A 20802-nucleotide genomic window follows, 5' to 3' on the forward strand; every position below is an offset into this window, starting at 1 on the left:
AGCCGGGCGCTGCGCCCGAAGTGCCAGCTCACGCATGGGCCACCTCCATCCCGTGAACGCCGCCCATCATCAGGCCGATCTCTTCCATGCTCAGGCCCTTGGCGGGCTTGATCTCGGACAGCCGGCCCTCGTTCAGGGCGGCGAAATTGTCAGAGACCTCCATCAGCTCGTCCAGGTCCTGGCTGATCACCACCACGGCAGCGCCGCCGGCGGCGAGGTCCAGGATGGCCTGCCGGATGGTCGCGGCCGCAGCCGCATCGACGCCCCAGGTGGGCTGGTTGACCACCAGTACCTCGGGGCGCTGCATGACCTCGCGGCCGATGACGAACTTCTGCAGGTTGCCGCCCGAAAGCGCCCGCGCCGCCGTCTCGGTGCCCGGCGTGCGGACGTCGAAACGCTCGATGATGGCGGCGGCGAAATCGCGCGCCTTGCCCCATTTCAGGAAACCGGACGACATCATGCCTTCGCGCTCGGCCCCGGTCAGCAGGGCGTTCTCGGTCAGGGTCATGTTGGGCGCGGCCGCATGGCCCAGGCGCTCCTCGGGGCCGGTCAGCAACCCGCGGCGGCGGCGCTCTGCCGGGCCCTTGTTGCCGATCGCCGTTCCGTCGAGAGAGACCATGCCGGAGGCCGAGAGGATCTCGCCCGAGAGCGCGGCCAGCAGCTCGTCCTGGCCGTTGCCCGCGACACCGGCAAGGCCCAGAACCTCGCCCGCGCGGACTTCCAGCGTGATGTTCTTCAGCGAGGTGCCGAACTGGCTGGGCGAGGGGACCGAGAGATCCTTCAGCGCCAGCCGTACCTCACCGGGGGTGGCGGCCTCGCGCTCGGGCCGGTGCAGCTCGCTGCCCACCATCATCTCGGCCATCTGCGCCGCCGTCACCTCGCGCGGGGTACAGGTGCCCACCTTCTTGCCAAGCCGCAGGATCGTCGCCTCGTCGCAGAGGCTGCGGATCTCTTCCAGCTTGTGAGAGATATAGAGGATCGAGGTTCCCTCGGCCTTCAGCTTCCTGAGGGTGGCAAAGAGGATCTCCACCTCCTGCGGGGTCAGCACCGAGGTGGGCTCGTCCATGATCAGCAGCTTGGGGTCCTGCAACAGGCAGCGGATGATCTCGACCCGCTGGCGTTCGCCTGCAGAGAGATCGCCGACCAGCCGCCAGGGGTCCAGCGGCAGCCCGTATTGTTCGGAAACCGAGCGGATTTTCTCGGCCAGTTCGCCGGTCTTCGGCGGTTCGGCCATGCCAAGGGCCACGTTCTCGGCCACGTTGAGCGCGTCGAAAAGGCTGAAATGCTGGAACACCATGGCCACGCCGCGGGCGCGCGCTTCCTGCGGTTCGGAGGGCTCGTAGACCGTGCCGCCGAAGACCATCTCGCCCTGGTCCGGCTTGACCAGGCCATAGATCATCTTGACCAGGGTCGACTTGCCGGCACCGTTCTCGCCCAGAAGCGCGTGAACCTCGCCATCGCCGATGTTGAAGGAGACGTCGTCGTTGGCCACGACACCCGGATAGGCCTTTGTCAGGCCCACGATTTCCAAAAGCGTTCCCATTACGCTGTCCGTCCCCCCATGGCCTCTTTGCGTGCCGTTGTTGTCAGTAGCTCACAGGCGACGCCGACGGCAATCTCCTGCGGGTGTTTGCCCAGTTCCGGTTGACCAATTGGACAAGAAATGCCCGCAATCCGGGCAGGTTCATGTCCCAGGGCCGCCAGCCGCGACCGAAACCGCGCCCATTTGCTGGCCGAGCCGATGAGGCCGCAAAAGCCGAAACCGCGCCTGAGGGCGGCGTCGCAAAGGGCCAGGTCCAGCTGGTGCGAATAGGTCAGGATCAGGTGTTCTGCATGGGGGGGCGCATGGGGCATCAGCCGCGCCGGATCGGCGGCGGGCAGCATGGTGACGCCCTCGGGGATCTGGTCGGGGAAGCGCTCGGGCGCGGTATCGACCCAGGTGATCGCAAGGCCCGGCAGCGGCGCGATGACCGAAACCAGCGCCCGCCCCACGTGGCCCGCGCCCCAGATCCAGAGCTCGCGCTCGGGACGGGCCAGGGGCTCGATCAGCCAGCCCTCGTGCAGACCCGCCTTGGGCGGCACGCCTTGCGCCCGTGCCGTAGCCAGCAAGCGCGTCACGGCAAAGGGCATCTCGTCGGGCGCGCCGGGCAGGGGGCGGGCGATCACGTCGCCCTCTACGCCTGCCAGCTTCGCCGCATCCCAGGTCTCGTGGAAAAGCGTCACCGCGCCGCCGCAGCACTGGCCCAGATCCGGGCCTAGCGCCTGTGTCTGCACCTGGTCAGGGCCGGGGTGCCGGGCCAGGCCCCGCGCGCGGGCGATTGCCTCATGCTCCAGCGTGCCGCCGCCGATGGTGCCGTGCAGCAGCCCTTCCGCACCGACCAGCATCGCGGCCCCGACCTCGCGCGGGGTGGAGCCGCGGGTGTCCGCGACCACCACCCGCACCACGCGGGGCGCCCGCGCCAGGGCGCGGCGTAGGGCTTCGGTCTCAAGCATGTTTGACGCGCTCGATGGCGTCGAGGACCCGCTCGGGCGTGGCCGGCGCGTCGAGGTCGGGATAGGCCGTCCCGCAGGATGCCACCGCATCCGACAGTGCCAGCAGCGCCGAGATGCCCAGCATGAAGGGTGGCTCGCCGACGGCCTTCGAGCGGTAGATGGTCTGCGCCGGGTTCGGCTCGTCCCAGAGGGCGACATTGAAGACGCGCGGCCGGTCGGAACAGGCGGGGATCTTGTAGGTCGAAGGCGCATGGGTGCGCAGGCGGCCCTTGTCGTCCCAGACCAACTCCTCGGTGGTCAGCCAGCCCGCGCCCTGCACGTAGCCGCCTTCCACCTGGCCGATGTCCAGCGCCGGGTTCAGCGAGGCGCCCGCATCATGCAGGATATCGGCGCGCAGGATGCGGTATTCGCCGGTCAGCGTATCCACCACGACCTCGGTCAGCGCCGCGCCATGGGCGAAGTAGAAGAAGGGCCGGCCCGCCCCTTTCAGGCGATCCCAGCTGAGATCCGGGGTCCGGTAATGCCCGGTCGCCGAAAGGCTCACCTGCGCCTGGTAGGTCAGCTCCGCCGCCTTGGCGAAGGACATCTCGTTGCCGCCCGCCAGCACCTTGCCGCCGGTGAAGGTGACCTCCTCGACCGCGACCTGGTGCAGCTCGGCCACCACCGCGGCCATGCGGTCGCGGATCGTGTCGCAGGCGGCCTTCACCGCCATGCCGTTCAGGTCAGAGCCCGACGAGGCCGCCGTGGCCGAGGTATTGGGCACCTTGGCGGTATCGGTGGCGGTGATCTTCACGTCGCCCATGTCGATGCCGAAGCGCGAGGCCGCCACCTGCGCCACCTTCTGGAACAGACCCTGTCCCATCTCGGTGCCGCCATGGTTCAGGTGGACAGAGCCATCCTGGTAGACATGCACCAGCGCACCGGCCTGGTTCAGATGGCTCAGCGTGAAGGAGATGCCGAACTTGACCGGGCTGAACCCCAGCCCCTTCTTCAGCACCGGGTTGGTGGCATTCCAGGCCGCGATGGCCTCTTTCCGCGCCGCGTAATCGCTGCGCTCCAGCAGCGTCTCGGTCATCCGGTGCAGGATGAAATCCTCCACCTTCATGCCATAGGGCGTGGTCTGGCCCTCGGTGGCAGGCACCGGGTTGCCCTCTACCGGAAAGGCCCCCGCCGCCCCGCGAGAGGCCAAGTCCATCACCGGGCTGGAAGTACTCCGGGGGGAGGCCGCAGGCCGGGGGGCAGAGCCCCCCTCCGCCGCATCGACCGGGCGATCCGCGTAGTAGTTCACGCGCCGCAGCGCCACCGGGTCCATGCCCAGCTCATGCGCGACATGGTCGATGACCCGCTCGATCCCGACGACCCCCTGGGGCCCGCCGAAGCCGCGATAGGCGGTGGCAGAGCACATGTTGGTGCGCAGCCGGTGGCTCTCGATGCGGGCGTTTTCCAGCAGGTAGGCGTTGTCCGCATGCAGCATGGCGCGGTCGGCCACCGCCAGCGTCAGATCCTGGGACCAGCCGGCGCGGGTGTATTGCTTGAAGTCGACACCCAGGATGCGGCCCGTCTCGTCCACGCCGACGCGGTAGTCGATGCGGAAATCATGGCGCTTGCCGGTGATCTGCATGTCGTCGTCGCGGTCATAGCGCATTTTGGCCGGCCGGCCGGTCAGGCTGGCCACCACGGCGCAGGAGACCGCGAGCGCATTGCCCTGGCTCTCCTTGCCGCCGAAGCCTCCGCCCATGCGGCGGCTCTCGACGCGGACGGCATGCATCGGCTTGCCGATGGCCTCGGCCACCTTGTGCTGGATCTCGGTCGGGTGCTGGGTCGAGGAGCTCACCAGCACGTCGCCGCCTTCCTGCGGCAGCGCCAGCGCGGCCTGGCCTTCCAGGTAGAAATGTTCCTGCCCGCCCATTTCGATCTGGCCCGTGATGACCTTGGGCGCCGAGGCAATCGCGGCCTCGGCATCGCCCTTCTGCCAGACCAGCGGCGGGAATTCGATGTAGCTCTCGGCCTCCAGCGCCTCGTCCACGGTCAGGATCGGCGTCTCTTCGGCATAGTCGATCACCGCCTTCGCCGCCGCATGGCGCGCGGCGTGATGGCTGGTGGCGGCGACAAGGAAGATCGGCTGGCCGACGTAGTTCACGCGGGAGCTGGTCAGCAGCGGCTCGTCATGCACAGGCGCCGAGGCCACGTCATTGGCGAAGGGCAGATCCTCGGCCAGCAGTACCCTGACCACACCGGGGGCGGACCGCACGGCGGAGAGATCCATCGAGGTGATGGTGCCGCGCGCCACGCTGGAGGTGCCGAAGGCCAGATGCAGCGTATTGGCGGGCAGGGGGATGTCGTCGATGTAGCGGGCCTGTCCGGTCACATGGAGAGGGCCGCTGTCATGGGGCAGGGGCTTGCGGACTTGTTCGGTCATGCTTCGACCTCCAGCACGTCCACGTCCTGGCCGAGGTCGGCAAGCAGGTAGCGGGTCAACATGTTGCGGGCCGCCTTCAGGCGGTACTCGGCCGAGGCGCGCATGTCGCTCATCGGGGTGAAATCCCTGGCCCATTCATCGGCCGCGGCTTCCAGCGTGGCCAGCGTCCAGGGCTTGCCCATGATCGCCGCCTCGACGTGGGACGCGCGCTTCGGCACCCCGGCCATGCCACCGAAGGCGATGCGGGCGCCGGTGACGGTGCCCGCCGAAACGGTGATCGAGAAACAGCCGCAGACTGCCGAGATATCCTGGTCGAAGCGTTTCGACAGCTTGTAGCAGGCCAGCCGGTCGGGCTGGCGCGGGATGGACACGGCCTCGACGAACTCGCCCGGCGCGCGGTCCTGCTTGCCGTAGTCGAGGAAGAACTCCTCCAGCGGCAGGCTGCGGCGCGTGGCACCCTTCCTCAGGTGCAGCGTGGCATCCAGTGCGATGAGCGCCGGCGGCCCGTCCCCGATCGGAGAGCCATTGGCGATGTTCCCCCCCACGGTCGCGGCATTGCGCACCTGCACCGAGGCAAAGCGGCGCAGCATGGCAGCCAGGCCGGGGTGATGGGGGGCGATCTCGGGCAGCAGTTCGGACCAGGTGACCATGGCGCCGATGCGGATCTCGGTCTCCGTGACCTCGATCCCCTTCAGATCGGCGCAGCGGTTGAGGAAGGCCGTTTGTCCGAGGTCGCGCATCGCCTTGGTGACATGCAGGCCAAGATCGGTGGCCCCGGCAATCAGGGTCGCCTCTGGATTGGCCTCGTACCAGGTGGCCAGCGCGTCGGCTGTCTCGGGCTGGAAGGCCAGGCCTTCGGCCTCGGCACCGGCGTCATCCACGGGCATCTGGAAGCTCTTGGGCAGATGCGCGGGTGCGGGGGCCTCCATCGCCGCCTCGGCGGCGCGGATGATCGGCGCATAGCCCGTGCAGCGGCAGAGGTTGCCGGCCAGCGTCAGATCGTGATCCGTCTCGCCGGTGAGCTGGGCCGTGGCCATCGAGACCGTGAAGCCCGGCGTGCAGAACCCGCATTGAGAGCCATGTTCATCGACCATCGCCTGCTGCACCGGGTGCAACCCGCCCTCGGGCGGGGCGAGGCCTTCGACCGTGGTCACCGCGCGCCCCTGGAGCTGCGGCAGGAAAAGAATGCAGGCGTTCAGCGCCTTGGGACCATCCTCGCCGGTCACCATCACCGTGCAGGCGCCGCAATCACCTTCGTTGCAGCCCTCCTTGGTGCCGGTCAGGCCGCGCTCGATGCGCAGCCAGTCGAGCAAGGTCATGGTCGGAGGGACCTCGCTGAGGTCCACCCGGTCTCCGTTCAGTTGAAAGGAGAGTGTCATGTTGTCTATCACCGCCGCCTTACCGTTGCGCCCATTGATGTCCCTCCGATGCGGCGTAGAAGGGACGGCGTTCCCCGTCTTCTGCCCAGAAAAGCGGCAGAACGGGGGCTTGGCAAGCCTTTCCCGCCTGTATACCGCTGCTTTCTGAAGCTTGCGCCTAAGCCTTGATCTTGCTCGCCAATGTGGCGAGTTGATATGCGGCAGCACCCCAACCCTCGTGGAAACCCATGTCTTCATGGCGTTTGCGCGCCTCGGCGTCGCCGTGCAGCACGGTTGCCGAATAGCGCGTCCCGCCCTCGGCGGGGCTGAACGAGATGATCGCCGTCATGAAACCGTCGGGCTGCGGGCGGAAGCCGGGACCCAGGGCATCGGTGAAGGCCAGCATCTGCCCTGGCGCCGCGGCCAGGATGCAGCCCTCCGAGGCGATCTCGTCGCCATCGGGCAGGCGCATGCGGGTGAAGAAGCGGCCCCCCGCGCGCGCTTCGATCACCGCTTCGGTGGTCTCGACCGGGGCCGGAGAGAACCATTGGCACAGCAGATGCGGCTCGGTCCAGCAGCGCCAGAGCGCGGCGGGCGAAGCGGCGATGAGGCGCGTGAGCCTCAGGTCCTTGGTGTCGTCCATGGGGCGTTCTCCGGGGCCTGCCCCGCGACTATGGCGGTGCCGCGCTCGCCCCGCAAGCGGGCCTTGTTGCCGCATCGCGCCCACCATACCATTGTCGAATGAGCGAGCCCCGATTCATCCACCTCCGCGTCCATACCGAGTACTCCCTTCTGGAAGGGGCCGTGCGGCTGAAGAAGCTGCCGGGCCTCTGCGAGAAGATGGAGATGCCCGCCGTCGCCGTGACGGATACCAATAACTGCTTCTCGGCGCTGGAATTTTCGGTGACCGCCAGTGGCGCTGGCGTGCAGCCCATCGTCGGCTGCCAGGTCTCGGTGGCCTGGCATCAGCCGCAGCCGGGCGACAAGCAACGGCCCTCGGGGCCGATCGTGCTGCTGGCGCAGACCGAGCGCGGCTACGAAAACATCATGAAGCTGAACTCCTGCCTCTACGTGGACAAGCACGGCGCGCTGCCGGAAGTCACGATGGACGAGCTGGAGCAATATTCCGAGGGGCTGATCTGCCTGACCGGCGGCCCCGATGGCCCCGTCGGCGCGCTGCTGCAGACCGGCCACCGCCCCGAGGCGCAGGCGCTGCTGCAACGCTTCGCCGGGATCTACCCGGATCGTCTTTACGTCGAGCTGCAGCGCCACCCCGAGGACGGCGGCTTGCCGCAGCCCGAGAAGCTGACCGAACGCGGCTTCGTCGAGATGGCCTATGCGATGGAGCTGCCGCTCGTCGCCACCAATGACGTCTATTTCCCGACGCCGGACATGTACGAGGCCCATGACGCGCTGATCTGTATCGCCGAGGGCTCTTATGTCGACCAGCAGGAGCCGCGCCGCCGGCTGACCGCACAGCATTACTTCAAGTCTCCGCAGGAGATGGCGACGCTCTTTGCCGACCTGCCCGAGGCGATCGAGAACACTGTCGAGATCGCGCGCCGCTGCGCCTTCATGACCTACCGCCGCGACCCGATCCTGCCGAAGTTCGCCGATGACGAGGTGGCCGAACTGCGCCGCCAGGCCAACGAGGGCCTGCAGGCCCGCCTGGCAGTGATCCCCCATGCGGTGTCGGTCGAGGAATACCAGAAGCGGCTGGATTTCGAGCTGGGCATCATCGAGGGCATGGGCTTCCCCGGCTACTTCCTGATCGTTGCCGACTTCATCCAGTGGGCCAAGGACCATGATATCCCGGTGGGGCCGGGGCGGGGCTCGGGTGCGGGTTCGCTGGTGGCCTATGCGCTGACCATCACCGACCTTGATCCGCTGCGCTACTCCCTGCTGTTTGAACGCTTCCTGAACCCGGAACGTGTGTCGATGCCCGACTTCGACATCGACTTCTGCATGGACAGGCGGGAAGAGGTGATCCGCTACGTGCAGGAGAAATACGGCCGCGACCGGGTGGGGCAGATCATCACCTTCGGTGCGCTGCTCTCCAAGGCCGCCGTGCGCGACATCGGCCGGGTGCTGCAGATGCCCTATGGCCAGGTCGACCGGCTGTCGAAGCTGATCCCGGTGGAGGGGGTGAAACCCGTCTCCATCGAGAAGGCCCTGAAGGACGAGCCGCGCCTGGCCGAGGAGGCGCGCAACGAAGAGGTGGTCGACCGGCTGCTGAAATACGGCATGCAGGTGGAAGGCCTGCTGCGGAACGCCTCGACCCACGCCGCGGGCGTGGTCATCGCCGACCGCCCCACGGATGAGCTGGTGCCGCTCTACCAGGATCCGCGCTCGGACATGCCGGCGACGCAGTTCAACATGAAATGGGTGGAACAGGCCGGCCTGGTGAAGTTCGACTTCCTCGGCCTGAAGACCCTGACCGTGGTGCAGAACGCCATCGAGCAGATCCATGCCTCGGGGCGCGACCTGCATATCGCCGCCGACGGGACCCAGCTCTACGAGCCCACGCCGGGCGGCGAGAACCAGATCAACCTGATCCCGCTGGACGACGAGAAGACCTACAAGCTTTACGCCCGCGCCAAGACCGTCGCCGTGTTCCAGGTGGAATCCACCGGCATGATGGACGCTCTGAAGCAGATGAAACCGACCTGCATCGAGGACATCGTGGCCCTCGTGGCGCTCTACCGTCCCGGCCCGATGGAGAACATCCCGGTCTATTGCGAGGTCAAGAACGGGCTGCGCGAGATCACCTCGGTGCACGAGTCGATCGACCACATCCTGGCCGAGACCCAGGGCATCATCGTCTACCAGGAACAGGTGATGCAGATTGCCCAGGTCATGGCGGGCTACTCGCTTGGCGGCGCCGACCTGCTGCGCCGCGCCATGGGCAAGAAGATCAAGGAGGCGATGGACGCCGAACGTCCCAAGTTCGAGGCCGGTGCGGCCAAGAACGGGGTCGACAAGAAGAAGGCCTCCGAGGTCTTCGACCTGCTCGAGAAATTCGCCAACTACGGCTTCAACAAGTCCCACGCTGCCGCCTATGCCGTGGTCAGCTATTACACCGCCTGGCTGAAGGCCAACCACCCGGTGGAGTTCATGGCCGGGGTCATGAACTGCGATATCCACCTGACGGAAAAGCTGACGGTCTACTTCCAGGAAGTGAAGAAGGGCCTCGGGCTGCCCTACGTGCCGCCCTGCGTGAACCGCTCGAACGCGCAGTTCAAGGTGGTCGACGGCGCGCTGGTCTATGGCCTGGGCGCGCTGAAGAACGTCGGCCTGGAGGCGATGAAACTGGTCGAGGAGGGCCGCCGCGTCGACGGCCAGGACAAGCCCTTCGCCACGCTCTTCGACGTGGCCCGCCGGGTCGAGCTGAAGAAGGTCGGCAAGCGCCCACTCGAGATGCTGGCCCGCGCCGGAGCCTTCGACGAGCTCGACCGCAACCGCCGCAAGGTCTTCGACTCACTGGAAGCGCTGGTCAGCTATTCCGCCGCCTTCTGGGAACAGAAGAACTCCAACCAGGTGTCTCTCTTCGGCGAGGCGGGCGATGATCTGCCCGAGCCGCGCCTGGCGCCGGTCAACGACTGGATGCCCGCCGAGCGGCTGGCGGAAGAATTCAAGGCCATCGGTTTCTACCTCTCGGGCCATCCGCTGGACGACTACATGGGGGCCCTGCGCCGCAAGCAGGTGAAGACCCTGGACGAGGTGCACAAGCAGGCCATGGACAGCCCCGTCATCGCCAAGCTGGCGGGCATCGTCACGGGCCGGCAGGAGCGCAAGTCGGCGCGCGGCAACCGTTTCGCCTTCGCCCAGCTCTCGGACCCGACGGGGGCCTACGAGGTGACGATCTTCTCGGAGACGCTGGAGAAATCCCGCGAGTTCCTCGAGAACGGCTCGAAGGTGGTGCTGACGGTGGAAGCCAACGTCGAGGCGGATCAGTTGAAGCTTCTCGCCCGCTCCATCGCGCCGATGGACGGGGTGGTGGCCGATGCGGGCGCCATGGGGCTGAAGATCTTCGTCGAAGAGGTCGGGGCCATCCCCTCGGTCGCCACGGTGCTGGAAGGCACCGCCGAGACGGTGCGCGGGGTGGCCAAGGGCCCCATCCACTTCTGCCTCATGGACCCGGCCCTGCCCGGCGAGGTCGAGATCGACGCCCACGCCGAATTCCCCGTCACCCCGCAGGTGAAAGGCGCGATCAAGTCGCTGCCGGGGGTGCTGGCGGTGGAAGAGGTCTGAGCCGAAGGGCACAGGGGCTGGCCTGTAAAAGGCCGGCCCAAGGGAGGTCGGCCCGAGGGAGGTTGGCCCGCAGGCGCTGTCTCAGTAGTGCGGCGGGCGCTCGTCGCCCATGAAGATGCCAGTGCCCGAGGCGGCTTCGCGCTCGGCCTCGCGCTCCATCAGCATCTGCACGCGTCGGGTCAGCATCATGATCTCTCCCTGCTGACGCGCGATCATGTCCGACAAGTCGTCCACGGTCCGTGTCAGATGCGCGATCTTTTCTTCCAGGGCGCTCATGAGGTCTCCTTCCAAATCATCAAACCAAATACGCAGAAGGTCCCACTTTCGGGATGCGTGATCCTAGCACGTATGTGGGGCGGCGCTAAGGGAAACTGCGGCGAAGGGCAAGGGCAGGGGGCGCGGGCTGCGCTTGCCCCCCTTCCGCCCATGGGCTATGCCGCTCGCGCGATGAAACGCGAGGGAAAACGATGGCCAAGGTGAAGAAGACCCCGCGTCCCAAGGCGGAGACCCCCAAGGGCTTCCGCGATTATTTCGGGACCGAGGTGACGGAACGGACGGAAATGCTGGCAAAGATTGCCGCCGTCTACCATCGTTATGGCTTCGAGGCGCTGGAAAGCTCGGCCGTCGAAACCGTAGAGGCGCTTGGCAAGTTCCTGCCCGACGTGGACCGCCCGAACGAGGGTGTCTTCGCCTGGCAGGAATTCGACGAGAAGGACAACGGTGACTGGCTGGCCCTGCGCTATGATCTGACCGCGCCGCTGGCCCGCGTCTACGCCCAGCACCGCAACGACCTGCCGACGCCCTACCGCCGCTTCGCCATGGGCCCCGTCTGGCGCAACGAGAAGCCCGGCCCGGGTCGCTTCCGCCAGTTCTACCAGTGCGACGCCGACACCGTGGGCTCTGCCTCGGTCGCCGCCGATGCCGAGATCTGCGCCATGCTGTCGGATTGCCTCGAAGAGGTCGGCATCCCGCGTGGCGACTACATCATCCGGGTCAACAACCGGAAGGTGCTGAACGGCGTCCTTGAGGCCATGGGCGTCACCGACGAGGCCCAGGCCGCCGACGTGCTGCGTACCATCGACAAGTTCGACAAGGTCGGTGAAGAGGGCGTGCGCCAGCTGCTTGGCAAGGGCCGTCTGGACGCCTCGGGCGCCTATATCGACGGCGTGGGGCTTGATGAGGCGCAGGCCGAGCCTGTGCTGGCCTTCCTGACATCCAAGGGCGAGACGGTCTCCGAGACCCTGGCCAACCTGCGCGCCGCCGTCGGCGGCTCTGCCGTGGGGGCCGAAGGCGTTGACGAGTTGGAAGAGATTGCCAGCCTGCTGGAAGCGCAGGGCTATGGCGCCGACCGCATCGTCATCGACCCTTCGGTGGTGCGTGGCCTCGGCTACTACACCGGCCCGGTCTTCGAGGCCGAGCTCACCTTCGAGATCCTCGACGAGAAAGGCCGCAAGCGGCAGTTCGGCTCGGTCTCGGGTGGCGGTCGCTACGACGGTCTGGTCAAGCGCTTCACCGGGCAGGAAGTGCCCGCGACCGGCATCTCGATCGGCGTCGACCGCCTGCTGGCGGCGCTGCATGCCAAGGGGCGTCTTGGCGGCAATGCCGAGGGCCCCGTGGTCGTCACCGTGATGGACAAGGCCCGCATGGCTGACTACCAGGCCATCGTCGGAGAGCTGCGCCGCGAAGGCATCCGCGCCGAGGTCTACCTGGGCAACCCGAAGAACTTCGGCAACCAGCTGAAATACGCGGACAAGCGCAACTCTCCCATCGCCGTCATCGAGGGCGAGGACGAGAAGGCGCGCGGCGTGGTGCAGCTGAAGGACCTGATCCTGGGCGCCAAGATCGCCGAAAACGCGACGCTTGAGGAATGGAAAGAGCGCCCCTCGCAGTTCGAGGTGCCGCGCGACCAGATGGTGGCGAAGATCCACGAGATCCTTGCCAGCCAGTCCGCGCCCGACGGGGAAGGGGCCTGAGCCATGGTCAACACATTGCCTGACCGGGCCCGAGTGAGAAGCCGGGCGGCCCTGCTGCGCGCGGGCTTTGAACAGGCGGGCGCCGCCGTGGTCGAGGCGCCGGTGCTGGTCTCGGCCGAGGCGCTGCTGGATCTCTACGGAGAGGACCTGCGCGCCCGCGCCTATACCACCTTCGACGCGCTCCGGGGCGAGCAGATGCTGCGCCCCGACTTCACCGTTCCCGTGGTGCAGATGCACATGGAAGGCGGCGCCGAACCGGCCCGCTACACCTACGCGGGCGAGGTCTTCCGCCGCCAGGAAGAGGACGAGGCGCGCACCAACGAGTACCTGCAGGTGGGTTTCGAGATCTTCGACGGCTCCGACCCCGAAGCCGCCGATGCCGAGGTCTTCGCCCGGCTGCAACACGCCGTGGCCCCGCTTGGCCTGAAGGCCACCACCGGCGACATCGGCATCCTCATGGCCGCCGTGGATGGGCTGAACACCACCGAGGCCCGCAAGCGCGCCCTGCGCCGCCACCTCTGGCGGCCGGCGCGCTTCAAGCAGCTGCTGGATCGTTTCGCCGGTCGCACGCCGCAGCCCGCCACCCGCACGGCTCTGCTGGAACAGGCCGATCCCTTCGCCGAGGCCGGCCCCGAGATCGGCCTGCGCTCGCGCGCCGAGGTCGAGGCCCGGCTGGAAGCGCTGCGCGCCGATGCCGCCGCCGATCCGGTGCCCGAGGCAGAGGTGGAGCTGATCGAGGCGATCCTCAAGGTCCGCGAAACCCTGCCCTACGCGCTGGAACGGCTGCGCGACATCGCCGTCGACCTGGCGCCGATCTCGGGCGCGGTCGAGCGGCTGGCGCGGCGGTCTCAGGCGCTTTCGGCCAGGGGCGTCAATGTCGAGGCGCTGGAGTTCGAGGCGACCTACGGGCGCACCCACATGGAATACTACGACGGCTTCGTCTTTGGCTTCGTGGTCGAACGCCGCCCCGATCTGCCCGCCGTGGCCTCGGGGGGACGCTATGACGCGCTGACCCGCGAACTGGGCCGGGCCGTCGGCAAGCCGCAGGGCATCCCCGCCGTGGGTGGCATCCTGCGCCCCGGCCTGATGGTCGAACTGGAGGACGGTCTATGGGCCTGAAGCTGGGCGTGCCGTCCAAGGGGCGGCTGATGGAAAAGACCTTCGACTGGTTCGGAGCTCGGGGCGTGACCCTGGGCCGGGCCGGATCGGATCGTGAATACGCGGGCCGGGTCGAGGGGATCGAGGGGGTCGAGCTGGTGCTGCTCTCGGCGGGCGAGATCCCGCGCGAGCTGAACGCCGGGCGCATCCACCTGGGCGTCACCGGCACCGACCTGGTGCGCGAGAAGCTGGGCCAGTGGGACCAGCGGGTCGAGGAACTGGCCGAGCTGGGCTTCGGCCACGCCGACCTTATCATCGCCGTGCCGCAGCTCTGGGTCGACGTCGAGACGCTGGACGACCTCGACGAGGCCGCCGCCGCCTTCCGCCGCACCCATGGCATCCGCCTGCGCATCGCCACCAAGTACCATCGCCTGGTGCGCGACTACCTGCGCTCGCACGGGGTGGCCGACTACCAGCTGGTCGACAGCCAGGGCGCGACCGAGGGCACGATCAAGAACGAGACCGCCGAGGCCGTCGCCGACATCACCTCGACCGGCGAGACCCTGCGCGCCAATCACCTGAAGATCCTCTCGGATGCGCTGGTGCTGAAAAGCCAGGCGACGCTCTTCCGTTCGCGCCGCGCCGAGCTGACCGAGGCCGAACGTGCCACCCTGGCCGAGCTTCTGGAGCGGCTGGACCTGGACTGAGCGCGGGTTGGATCTGCACCGTGACCAAGGCCCTCTCTGCCCAGCAGAGGGGGCCTTTGCATGCCGCACCCGAGGTTCGGAAGTCCGAATCATCCGGCACGGTGCCCGGCTGAAACCGGACCCGCCGCCTGAGATTCAGATGACGCCGATCTCGGCCAGCGCGGCGTCGAGCTCCGGCGGCAGGCTGTCGTCGTTCTTGCGCTGAGCGGGCAGGTCGCGCGGGGCGTCCTCGGGCTTGAGGTAGCGCCAGCCCTGGAAGGGACGCTTCTGGCTGGGGGCGACGCGGGTCACCACCGGGTGCAGAACGATGGCGCAGCGGCGGATGCCGTCGCCATGGTCGATCTCCTCCAGCGCCACGATGCGCTGGCGGGCCTGGATCTGTCCCTTGATCACCCAGTAGATGCTGCCCCCGTCCAGAATCTCTGCCTCGCGCTTGGGCCACATGCGGGTGACGTGGCGCGGTGCCTCGCCGGTCTGGGCGATCCGATTGGCCTGCCATGCGGCCAGATCCTCGACGGATTCCGTGCCGACAGAAAGCTTTACCAGGTGAAGGGGCATGATGGGCATTCCCTATGGGTAGTGTAGATGTCGTATTTCCGGGCTAGATATGGTATAATCTGGTTGCGTGGACCAGGGAAGCCCTTTAGGACAGGTGGTCCGCCCCGCCAGTTCGGCAAGTCTCTCTCCTGGATATTCATCCAGGAATAAGGTCGCGCCGGACAGGGGAAACCATTAGTATCTTCACACGACCTCCGCCACCCGGAAAGGGAACTTGATGAGCCGCTTTGCCGCCCCGATCGCCGAACAAGTCTGGGACATGAAATACCGTTTCAAGCAGGCCGACGGGACGCCGATCGACCGCTCGGTCGAGGATAGCTGGCGCCGCATTGCCCGAGCGCTCGCCTCGGTCGAAAAGGACAAGGATCACTGGGAAGAGGTCTTCTTCGGTGCCCTGGAGGACTTCAAGTTCCTGCCCGCCGGCCGGATCACCGCCGGTGCCGGGACCGACCGCAAGGTGACGCTGTTCAACTGTTTCGTCATGGGCACCGTGCCCGACGCCATGGGCGGCATCTTCGACATGCTGAAGGAAGCCGCTCTGACCATGCAGCAGGGCGGTGGCATCGGCTATGACTTCTCGACCATCCGCCCGCGCGGCGCGGATGTGAAGGGCGTGGCGGCGGATGCCTCGGGTCCGCTCAGCTTCATGGATGTCTGGGACGCCATGTGCCGCACCATCATGTCCGCCGGCTCGCGCCGCGGTGCGATGATGGCCACCATGCGCTGCGACCACCCCGATATCGAGCAGTTCATCGAAGCCAAGTCCGACCCGGCCCGCCTGCGCATGTTCAACATGTCCGTGCTGGTCACCGATCCCTTCATGGAAGCGGTCAAGGCCGATGGCCCCTGGGAGCTGGTCTTCGACGGCAAGGTCTACCACACGCTGCAGGCCCGTGACCTGTGGAACAAGATCATGCAGGCGACCTATGATTACGCCGAGCCGGGCGTGATCTTCATCGACCGTATCAACAAGGCCAACAACCTGGCCTATTGCGAGACCATCGCCGCCACCAACCCCTGTGGCGAGCAGCCCCTGCCGCCCTATGGCGCCTGCCTGCTGGGCTCGGTCAACCTGGCGCGCCTGGTCACCGATCCCTTCACCGAGAACGCCCAGCTTGACGCCGAGGCGCTGGACAAGCTGGTGCGCACCGCGATCCGCATGATGGACAACACCGTCGATGCCTCGGGCTTCCCTCTTGAGGCCCAGGCGCGTGAGGCCGAAGCCAAGCGCCGTATCGGCCTGGGTGTCACCGGCCTGGCCGACGCCCTGCTGATGCTGGGCCTGCGCTATGGCTCCGACGAGGCCGCCGCCCAGACCGAAGCCTGGCTGCGCGCCATCGCTCGCAGCTCCTACTTGGCCTCGGTCGACCTGGCGAAAGAGAAGGGGGCCTTCCCGCTCTTCGACCGCGAGAAGTACCTGGCCTCGGGCACCATGCAGATGATGGACGAGGACGTGCGCGCCGAAGTGGCCGAGCACGGCATCCGCAACGCCCTGCTGACCTCGATCGCACCCACGGGCACGATCTCGCTCTACGCGGGTAACGTCAGCTCGGGCATCGAGCCGGTCTTCGCCTATGAATACACCCGCAAGGTTCTGCAGAAGGACGGCTCGCGCACCGAGGAAAAGGTCGTCGATTACGCCGTGCAGATGTGGAAGGAGCTGAAGGGCGACGCGCCCCTTCCCGACTACTTCGTCAACGCCCAGACGCTGGAGCCGATGGCCCACGTCAAGATGCAGGCGGCGGCGCAGAAGTGGGTCGACAGCTCGATCTCGAAGACCATCAACTGCCCCGAGGACATCGACTTCGAGTCCTTTAAGGACGTCTACATGGAAGCCTACGAGACCGGCTGCAAGGGCTGCACCACCTACCGTCCCAACGACATCACCGGCTCGGTCCTGTCGGTCGAGGAGACCAAGGAAGAGGCCAAGCCCGCCATGCCCGAAGAGGGGGGCGAGGTGGTCTACATGTCCGAACCGCTGGACCGCCCGGCGGCGCTGGAAGGCAATACCTACAAGCTGAAGTGGCCCGACAGCGAGCACGCCATCTACATCACCATCAACGACGTGGTGATCGGCGGCCATCGCCGTCCCTTCGAGGTCTTCATCAACTCGAAGAACATGGAGCACTACGCCTGGACCGTGGCGCTGACGCGCATGGTTTCTGCCGTGTTCCGCCGTGGCGGAGACGTGAGCTTCGTGGTGGAAGAGCTGAAGGCCGTCTTCGACCCGCGCGGCGGTGCCTGGATCAAGGGCAAGTACATCCCCTCGATCCTCGCGGCCATCGGCGGCGTGATCGAGACCCATATGATCGAGACGGGCTTCATCGAGAGCGAAGGCCTGGGCCTGAAGACCGACCCTGCCGCGAAGGTGGTTGGCCTCGAGAGCAGCACCCAGAAGCGCGGCAAGGCCTGCCCGTCTTGCGGTCAATACACGCTGGCGATGGTCGAGGGCTGCATGACCTGCACCTCCTGCGGCCACAGCAAGTGCGGCTGAGGCCGGGCTGAAGAGCGAATGAAGCAAACGCCGGGGGGTTCCTCCGGCGTTTTTCTTGTCAGGGTGGCAGACCCCGGACGCCACCAGGATCGGAGAGGCGCGCATGCCGCCTGTCGCGCATTGAGGTTTGTCATGTAGGTGAAGCGGCGTGGCAGCTCGTGCGCGCGCGTCCATAGGTGGCAGGGGATGGATTTTCCACCTTGCAGCCCCCTTGGGCGGAAGTTATATCCGCCTGTACCACATGACCTGAGGGTCTCCGGCGGCGAGTTGGCGGAGTGGTGACGCAGCGGATTGCAAATCCGTGTACACCGGTTCGATTCCGGTACTCGCCTCCACTACTTGGCCAGTTCTGGCTTTTTCGTCTCAACACTGCGCTCAGCATTCCGGTATCGGTCACGTTCTGTTCAGGGGCGAGAGAGGCGTGTGTCTCAGTCCTACCGCCTTTTCGACTGGGCAAGTTTCGCGCGAGCTCGCTGGCGAGCAGGGTCAGCATACTTGGCGACCATCTCCTTGGAAGAGTGACCCGTCACGGCCATGATGTAGTCGTCATCAAGGCCAAGAGCGCCGAGCTCGGCGGCGGCCGAGTATCGCAGCCCGTGCAAGTCGTACTTTTCGGCCCCGATCTGCCTCCTGACGGCCATTACAGCCTCGTGCGCGCTTCGATAGCTGAGGGCGCGCCCCTTGGGACATCAAGCACATATGGTCTCGCCCATGCGAGGCGTCTGGTTGAGGACCTGTTGCAGGCTTCTCGTAAAGGGCACCCACAGCCTCGCCCCGGTCTTGTTCTGGCGCACGTTGATCCCGTTGTCTTCGATGTCGCTCCAGCGCATCTCGAGAACATCACCTATGCGCTGCCCGGTCTGCAGACAGAGCTCGAACACCAGCCTGGCGCGATCCCCGGCAACCTCGCGAAAGGCATCGATCTTGTCATCAGGCCAAGCTACGCGTGGCTCTGTGTTTGACTTTAGAAGCGAGACACCCCTGGCAGGGTTGTCGTCTCGCCAGCCGATGTCGATGGAGTACTCCATTATGATCCGCGTCACCTGAACCGTACAATTGGCGAAGCGCACCGTCTTGGCGTTGGCGTCGCGGGCGCGGATTACGTCTTTGCGCCGATGCTTGGCTACCGGCAGTGGACCGAGCTTGTCGATGATCCGGTCGAGTACCTTGTCGTAGTCCCGACCGGTCCCCGGCGCGAGCTTCCGGAATCCGCCCTTGGTGTCCGGACCTGGAGGCATGCTGCGGCTGGCAGGAATGTCGCGGATGGGTTGGGTGCGGTCATTCGCTGCGCTTGGCATGAACGGCAGCTATTGGCGTTGACGAATGCCGGCCCCCCGGGGGGTATCTAGAAATCAGGACAAAATCCTCCTGACCGGTGAGGGAACCGCTGTTTTCGTGCGCGGCCAATTGGGTAAAAAAGCCCACTTTCTGAGTGGTGAAGAGGCGGGGAATGGGCCGCAGCCTGCTCAGCAGCGCGGACTGCACCGGTGGATAGATCCGGCGGGCGATCTCGCTGGCCCGCCGCTGGTTTTCGTCACGTCCAGCTGTATCGCGATGCGGCCCTTCATTGCCTGAACATAGTTGGCTGTACTGAGGGTATGCTCTTCGCTCTGCAGCGGCTCTTGTGCGTGGATTGCGGGTCCGCATGCCCCCGGGCCGCATGCGCTGGATGTGACCCAAGATGCTCTCGGCCGCCTTAGTCGGGAAGCAGCCGACCTCGGCCAAGGCTCGCTGCCGGATCCAGAGCCCGCTTGAGGGTGCCCATCAATTGGATCTCGGCGCCGCTGCGGACCATCGCCAGATAGGGCGCCTTGTCCTGCCCCAGCCCGTGCTCGGCGGTGACTGAGCCACCCATGCCCGCCGCCAGCGCGTTCAGCGCCGTGCTGACCTCGGAGCTTCGCGCGGTCTGCACGATGTAGTGCAGGTTGCCGTCGCCGAGGTGGCCGTAGATATAGGGCCGGGCCTCCGTGTCGATGCGGGCCAGCAGGGCGCGAGCCTTGTCGAGGAAGGCGGGCAGGGCATGGGCGGGCAGGGACAGGTCGTGTGGCACCAGCTCGCCCAGCCCGAAGGTATATTCCACGCAGGCCTCGCGCAGAGCCCAGAGCTGGTCATGCTCGCGCCCCGACTGGGCGACGACGATGTCGCGGCATAGCCCGGCCTCATAGGCCTCGATCAGGGCGGCCTCGAAGGCTTCTTCGCGCAGGATGTGCTGCATGCCCTGGATCTCGGCCAGAACGTAAAGCCCGGCGCCATAGGGCAGGGGCGTGGTGCCAAGGCGCGCGGTCGCGCCTTCGTAGACCTCGGGCCAGATCCCCTCGTAGGCCGAGAGCAGCCCGCCGAGCCGCGCCCGCAGGTGACGCAGTAGTGCCTGCGCCTGGGGGACATCGTCGACGGCGATCAGCGCATTGGCTTGCAGCGTCGGAGCAGGGTGCAGCCGCAGCAGGGCGCGGGTGATCACGCCGTAGGTACCTTCCGAGCCGATGAAGAGCTGGTGCAGCGCGGGACCGGCGTTGTCCTTGTCCAGCCCGCGCACAGCGCTGATCACCGTTCCATCGGCCAGCACCACTTCGAGGCCCGCGACCTGGGCGCGCATCATGCCGTAGCGCAGCACCCGGATGCCGCCCGCGTTGGTCGCTACCATGCCGCCGATGGTGGCCGTGCCCCGCGCGCCAAGATCGACGCCGAAGACGAGATCATGCCCGGCGGCGGCGGACTGGACCGCCTGCAGGGTTGCCCCGGCCTCGACCTCGATCTGCGCGGAGAGCGGATCGACCGGGCCGAGGCTCCGCATCCGCTCCAGCGACAGTACGACCTCGCCCGGGCGTACGCGGGCGCCACCCGACAGGCCGGTCAGCCCGCCCTGCACGACGACGGGCCGCCCCGCTGCGTGGCAGGCGGCCAGCACCGCCGAGACCCCCGCCGTGCCCGCCGGGCGCAGTACCAGCGCCGGCACGCTCTCCACCCGCCGGGTGGCATCGGTGGCAAAGCGCGCGCAGGCGTCGGGATCGCTCAGCGGGGCAAGGTCATGCCCCGCGAGGGCGACCAGCAGCGGGTCGTCAGACATCCGCCTTGGGCGCGCCCTGGGGGACGGTGCAGATCATGATCAGTTCGACCTTGAGGGCGGGGTTGGCCATGTTCGCCTCGAAGCAGGCGCGGGCGGGCGGTGCCACATCGGCCACCCACTCGTCCCAGACGGCGTTGAAGGCCGCGACCTCGGTGACATCCTTCAGGATGATGGCGCAGAACAGCAGCTGCCCCTTGGAAGAGCCGATCTCGGCCAGCCGCGCCTCGGCCTTGGCAAAGAGCTGGCGGGCCTGATCGGGCATCGACAGGTTGGCGTCATAGGGCGCCTCGGGCGTGACGGCGAAGTAGCCGGTGCCATTGGCGACGGTGGCGATGGAGGCACGCGCAGAGGTGCCGAAACGGGTGATCATCTGGTCCAGCATGGGGG

14 protein-coding genes, 1 tRNA gene and 1 pseudogene are annotated in these 20802 nt (G+C 67.0%); 6 read left to right on the forward strand and 10 right to left on the reverse strand.

Features of this window, described 5'->3' with window-relative positions:
- Positions 1 to 28: 28 nt before the first annotated feature.
- The 5 genes from CRO50_RS07265 to CRO50_RS07285 all read right to left on the reverse strand — a co-directional run bounded on the left by CRO50_RS07265 (position 29) and on the right by CRO50_RS07285 (position 6913).
- Positions 29 to 1543 carry an ABC transporter ATP-binding protein gene (locus CRO50_RS07265; RefSeq protein ID WP_097145207.1) on the reverse strand — a complete coding sequence of 505 codons (1515 nt, stop codon included), beginning with the start codon at positions 1541 to 1543 and terminating at the stop codon, positions 29 to 31.
- Entirely contained in the window at positions 1543 to 2493 is a 951-nt protein-coding gene (gene xdhC / locus CRO50_RS07270) for a xanthine dehydrogenase accessory protein XdhC (RefSeq protein WP_097145208.1), read from the reverse strand. Before xdhC ends, CRO50_RS07265 begins: the two co-directional genes overlap by 1 nt.
- A complete protein-coding gene (xdhB, locus tag CRO50_RS07275; RefSeq protein ID WP_097145209.1) occupies positions 2486 to 4912 on the reverse strand; it encodes a xanthine dehydrogenase molybdopterin binding subunit in 2427 nt (808 codons plus the stop codon). The genes xdhC and xdhB overlap by 8 nt, the downstream gene beginning before the upstream one ends.
- On the reverse strand, positions 4909 to 6291 hold the full coding sequence (xdhA, locus tag CRO50_RS07280) for a xanthine dehydrogenase small subunit (RefSeq protein ID WP_097145210.1): 1383 nt from the start codon (positions 6289 to 6291) through the stop codon (positions 4909 to 4911). The genes xdhB and xdhA overlap by 4 nt, the downstream gene beginning before the upstream one ends.
- A 157-nt stretch (positions 6292 to 6448) precedes the next feature.
- Positions 6449 to 6913, reverse strand: a complete 465-nt coding sequence (locus CRO50_RS07285; RefSeq protein ID WP_097145211.1) for an SRPBCC family protein — start codon at positions 6911 to 6913, stop codon at positions 6449 to 6451.
- A gap of 98 nt (positions 6914 to 7011) precedes the next feature.
- Between CRO50_RS07285 and dnaE the strand changes: the two genes are divergently transcribed.
- On the forward strand, positions 7012 to 10521 hold the full coding sequence (gene dnaE / locus CRO50_RS07290) for a DNA polymerase III subunit alpha (RefSeq protein WP_097145212.1): 3510 nt from the start codon (positions 7012 to 7014) through the stop codon (positions 10519 to 10521).
- A gap of 81 nt (positions 10522 to 10602) precedes the next feature.
- Here the strand turns inward: dnaE and CRO50_RS07295 are convergent, their stop codons facing one another.
- Positions 10603 to 10797: a SlyX family protein gene (locus tag CRO50_RS07295; RefSeq protein ID WP_097145213.1), complete on the reverse strand. Its 195-nt coding sequence runs from the start codon at positions 10795 to 10797 to the stop codon at positions 10603 to 10605.
- Between the two features lie 191 nt (positions 10798 to 10988).
- Here CRO50_RS07295 and hisS point away from each other — a divergent pair, with 191 nt between their 5' ends.
- Genes hisS through hisG form a run of 3 tightly spaced genes read left to right on the forward strand, consistent with a single transcriptional unit; the run spans position 10989 to position 14299 of the window.
- Positions 10989 to 12494: a histidine--tRNA ligase gene (gene hisS, locus CRO50_RS07300; RefSeq protein ID WP_097145214.1), complete on the forward strand. Its 1506-nt coding sequence runs from the start codon at positions 10989 to 10991 to the stop codon at positions 12492 to 12494.
- A gap of 3 nt (positions 12495 to 12497) precedes the next feature.
- Entirely contained in the window at positions 12498 to 13613 is a 1116-nt protein-coding gene (locus CRO50_RS07305) for an ATP phosphoribosyltransferase regulatory subunit (protein ID WP_232617737.1), read from the forward strand.
- Complete coding sequence (hisG, locus tag CRO50_RS07310) at positions 13604 to 14299, forward strand: ATP phosphoribosyltransferase (protein WP_097145215.1); 696 nt, start codon at positions 13604 to 13606, stop codon at positions 14297 to 14299. Before CRO50_RS07305 ends, hisG begins: the two co-directional genes overlap by 10 nt.
- Positions 14300 to 14434: 135 nt before the next feature.
- Here hisG and CRO50_RS07315 read toward each other — a convergent pair whose 3' ends face one another.
- On the reverse strand, positions 14435 to 14857 hold the full coding sequence (locus CRO50_RS07315) for a DUF1489 family protein (protein WP_097145370.1): 423 nt from the start codon (positions 14855 to 14857) through the stop codon (positions 14435 to 14437).
- Between the two features lie 217 nt (positions 14858 to 15074).
- Between CRO50_RS07315 and CRO50_RS07320 the strand changes: the two genes are divergently transcribed.
- Both CRO50_RS07320 and CRO50_RS07325 read left to right on the forward strand, forming a co-directional pair.
- Positions 15075 to 17351, forward strand: coding sequence for an adenosylcobalamin-dependent ribonucleoside-diphosphate reductase (locus CRO50_RS07320; protein WP_097145216.1), 2277 nt, complete (start codon positions 15075 to 15077; stop codon positions 17349 to 17351).
- A gap of 261 nt (positions 17352 to 17612) precedes the next feature.
- Positions 17613 to 17686, forward strand: a tRNA-Cys gene (locus CRO50_RS07325).
- 99 nt (positions 17687 to 17785) lie between these two features.
- Here CRO50_RS07325 and CRO50_RS20365 read toward each other — a convergent pair.
- The 3 genes and pseudogenes from CRO50_RS20365 to CRO50_RS07345 all read right to left on the reverse strand — a co-directional run bounded on the left by CRO50_RS20365 (position 17786) and on the right by CRO50_RS07345 (position 20797).
- A pseudogene (locus CRO50_RS20365) lies at positions 17786 to 18649 on the reverse strand (tyrosine-type recombinase/integrase).
- A gap of 398 nt (positions 18650 to 19047) precedes the next feature.
- A complete protein-coding gene (locus tag CRO50_RS07340) occupies positions 19048 to 20415 on the reverse strand; it encodes an FAD-binding oxidoreductase (protein ID WP_097145219.1) in 1368 nt (455 codons plus the stop codon).
- On the reverse strand, positions 20408 to 20797 hold the full coding sequence (locus CRO50_RS07345; RefSeq protein WP_097145220.1) for a Rid family hydrolase: 390 nt from the start codon (positions 20795 to 20797) through the stop codon (positions 20408 to 20410). Before CRO50_RS07345 ends, CRO50_RS07340 begins: the two co-directional genes overlap by 8 nt.
- Positions 20798 to 20802 lie beyond the last annotated feature (5 nt).

Origin of the sequence: Pseudooceanicola antarcticus (assembly GCF_900215355.1) — a bacterium.
GTDB lineage: Bacteria > Pseudomonadota > Alphaproteobacteria > Rhodobacterales > Rhodobacteraceae > Pseudooceanicola > Pseudooceanicola antarcticus.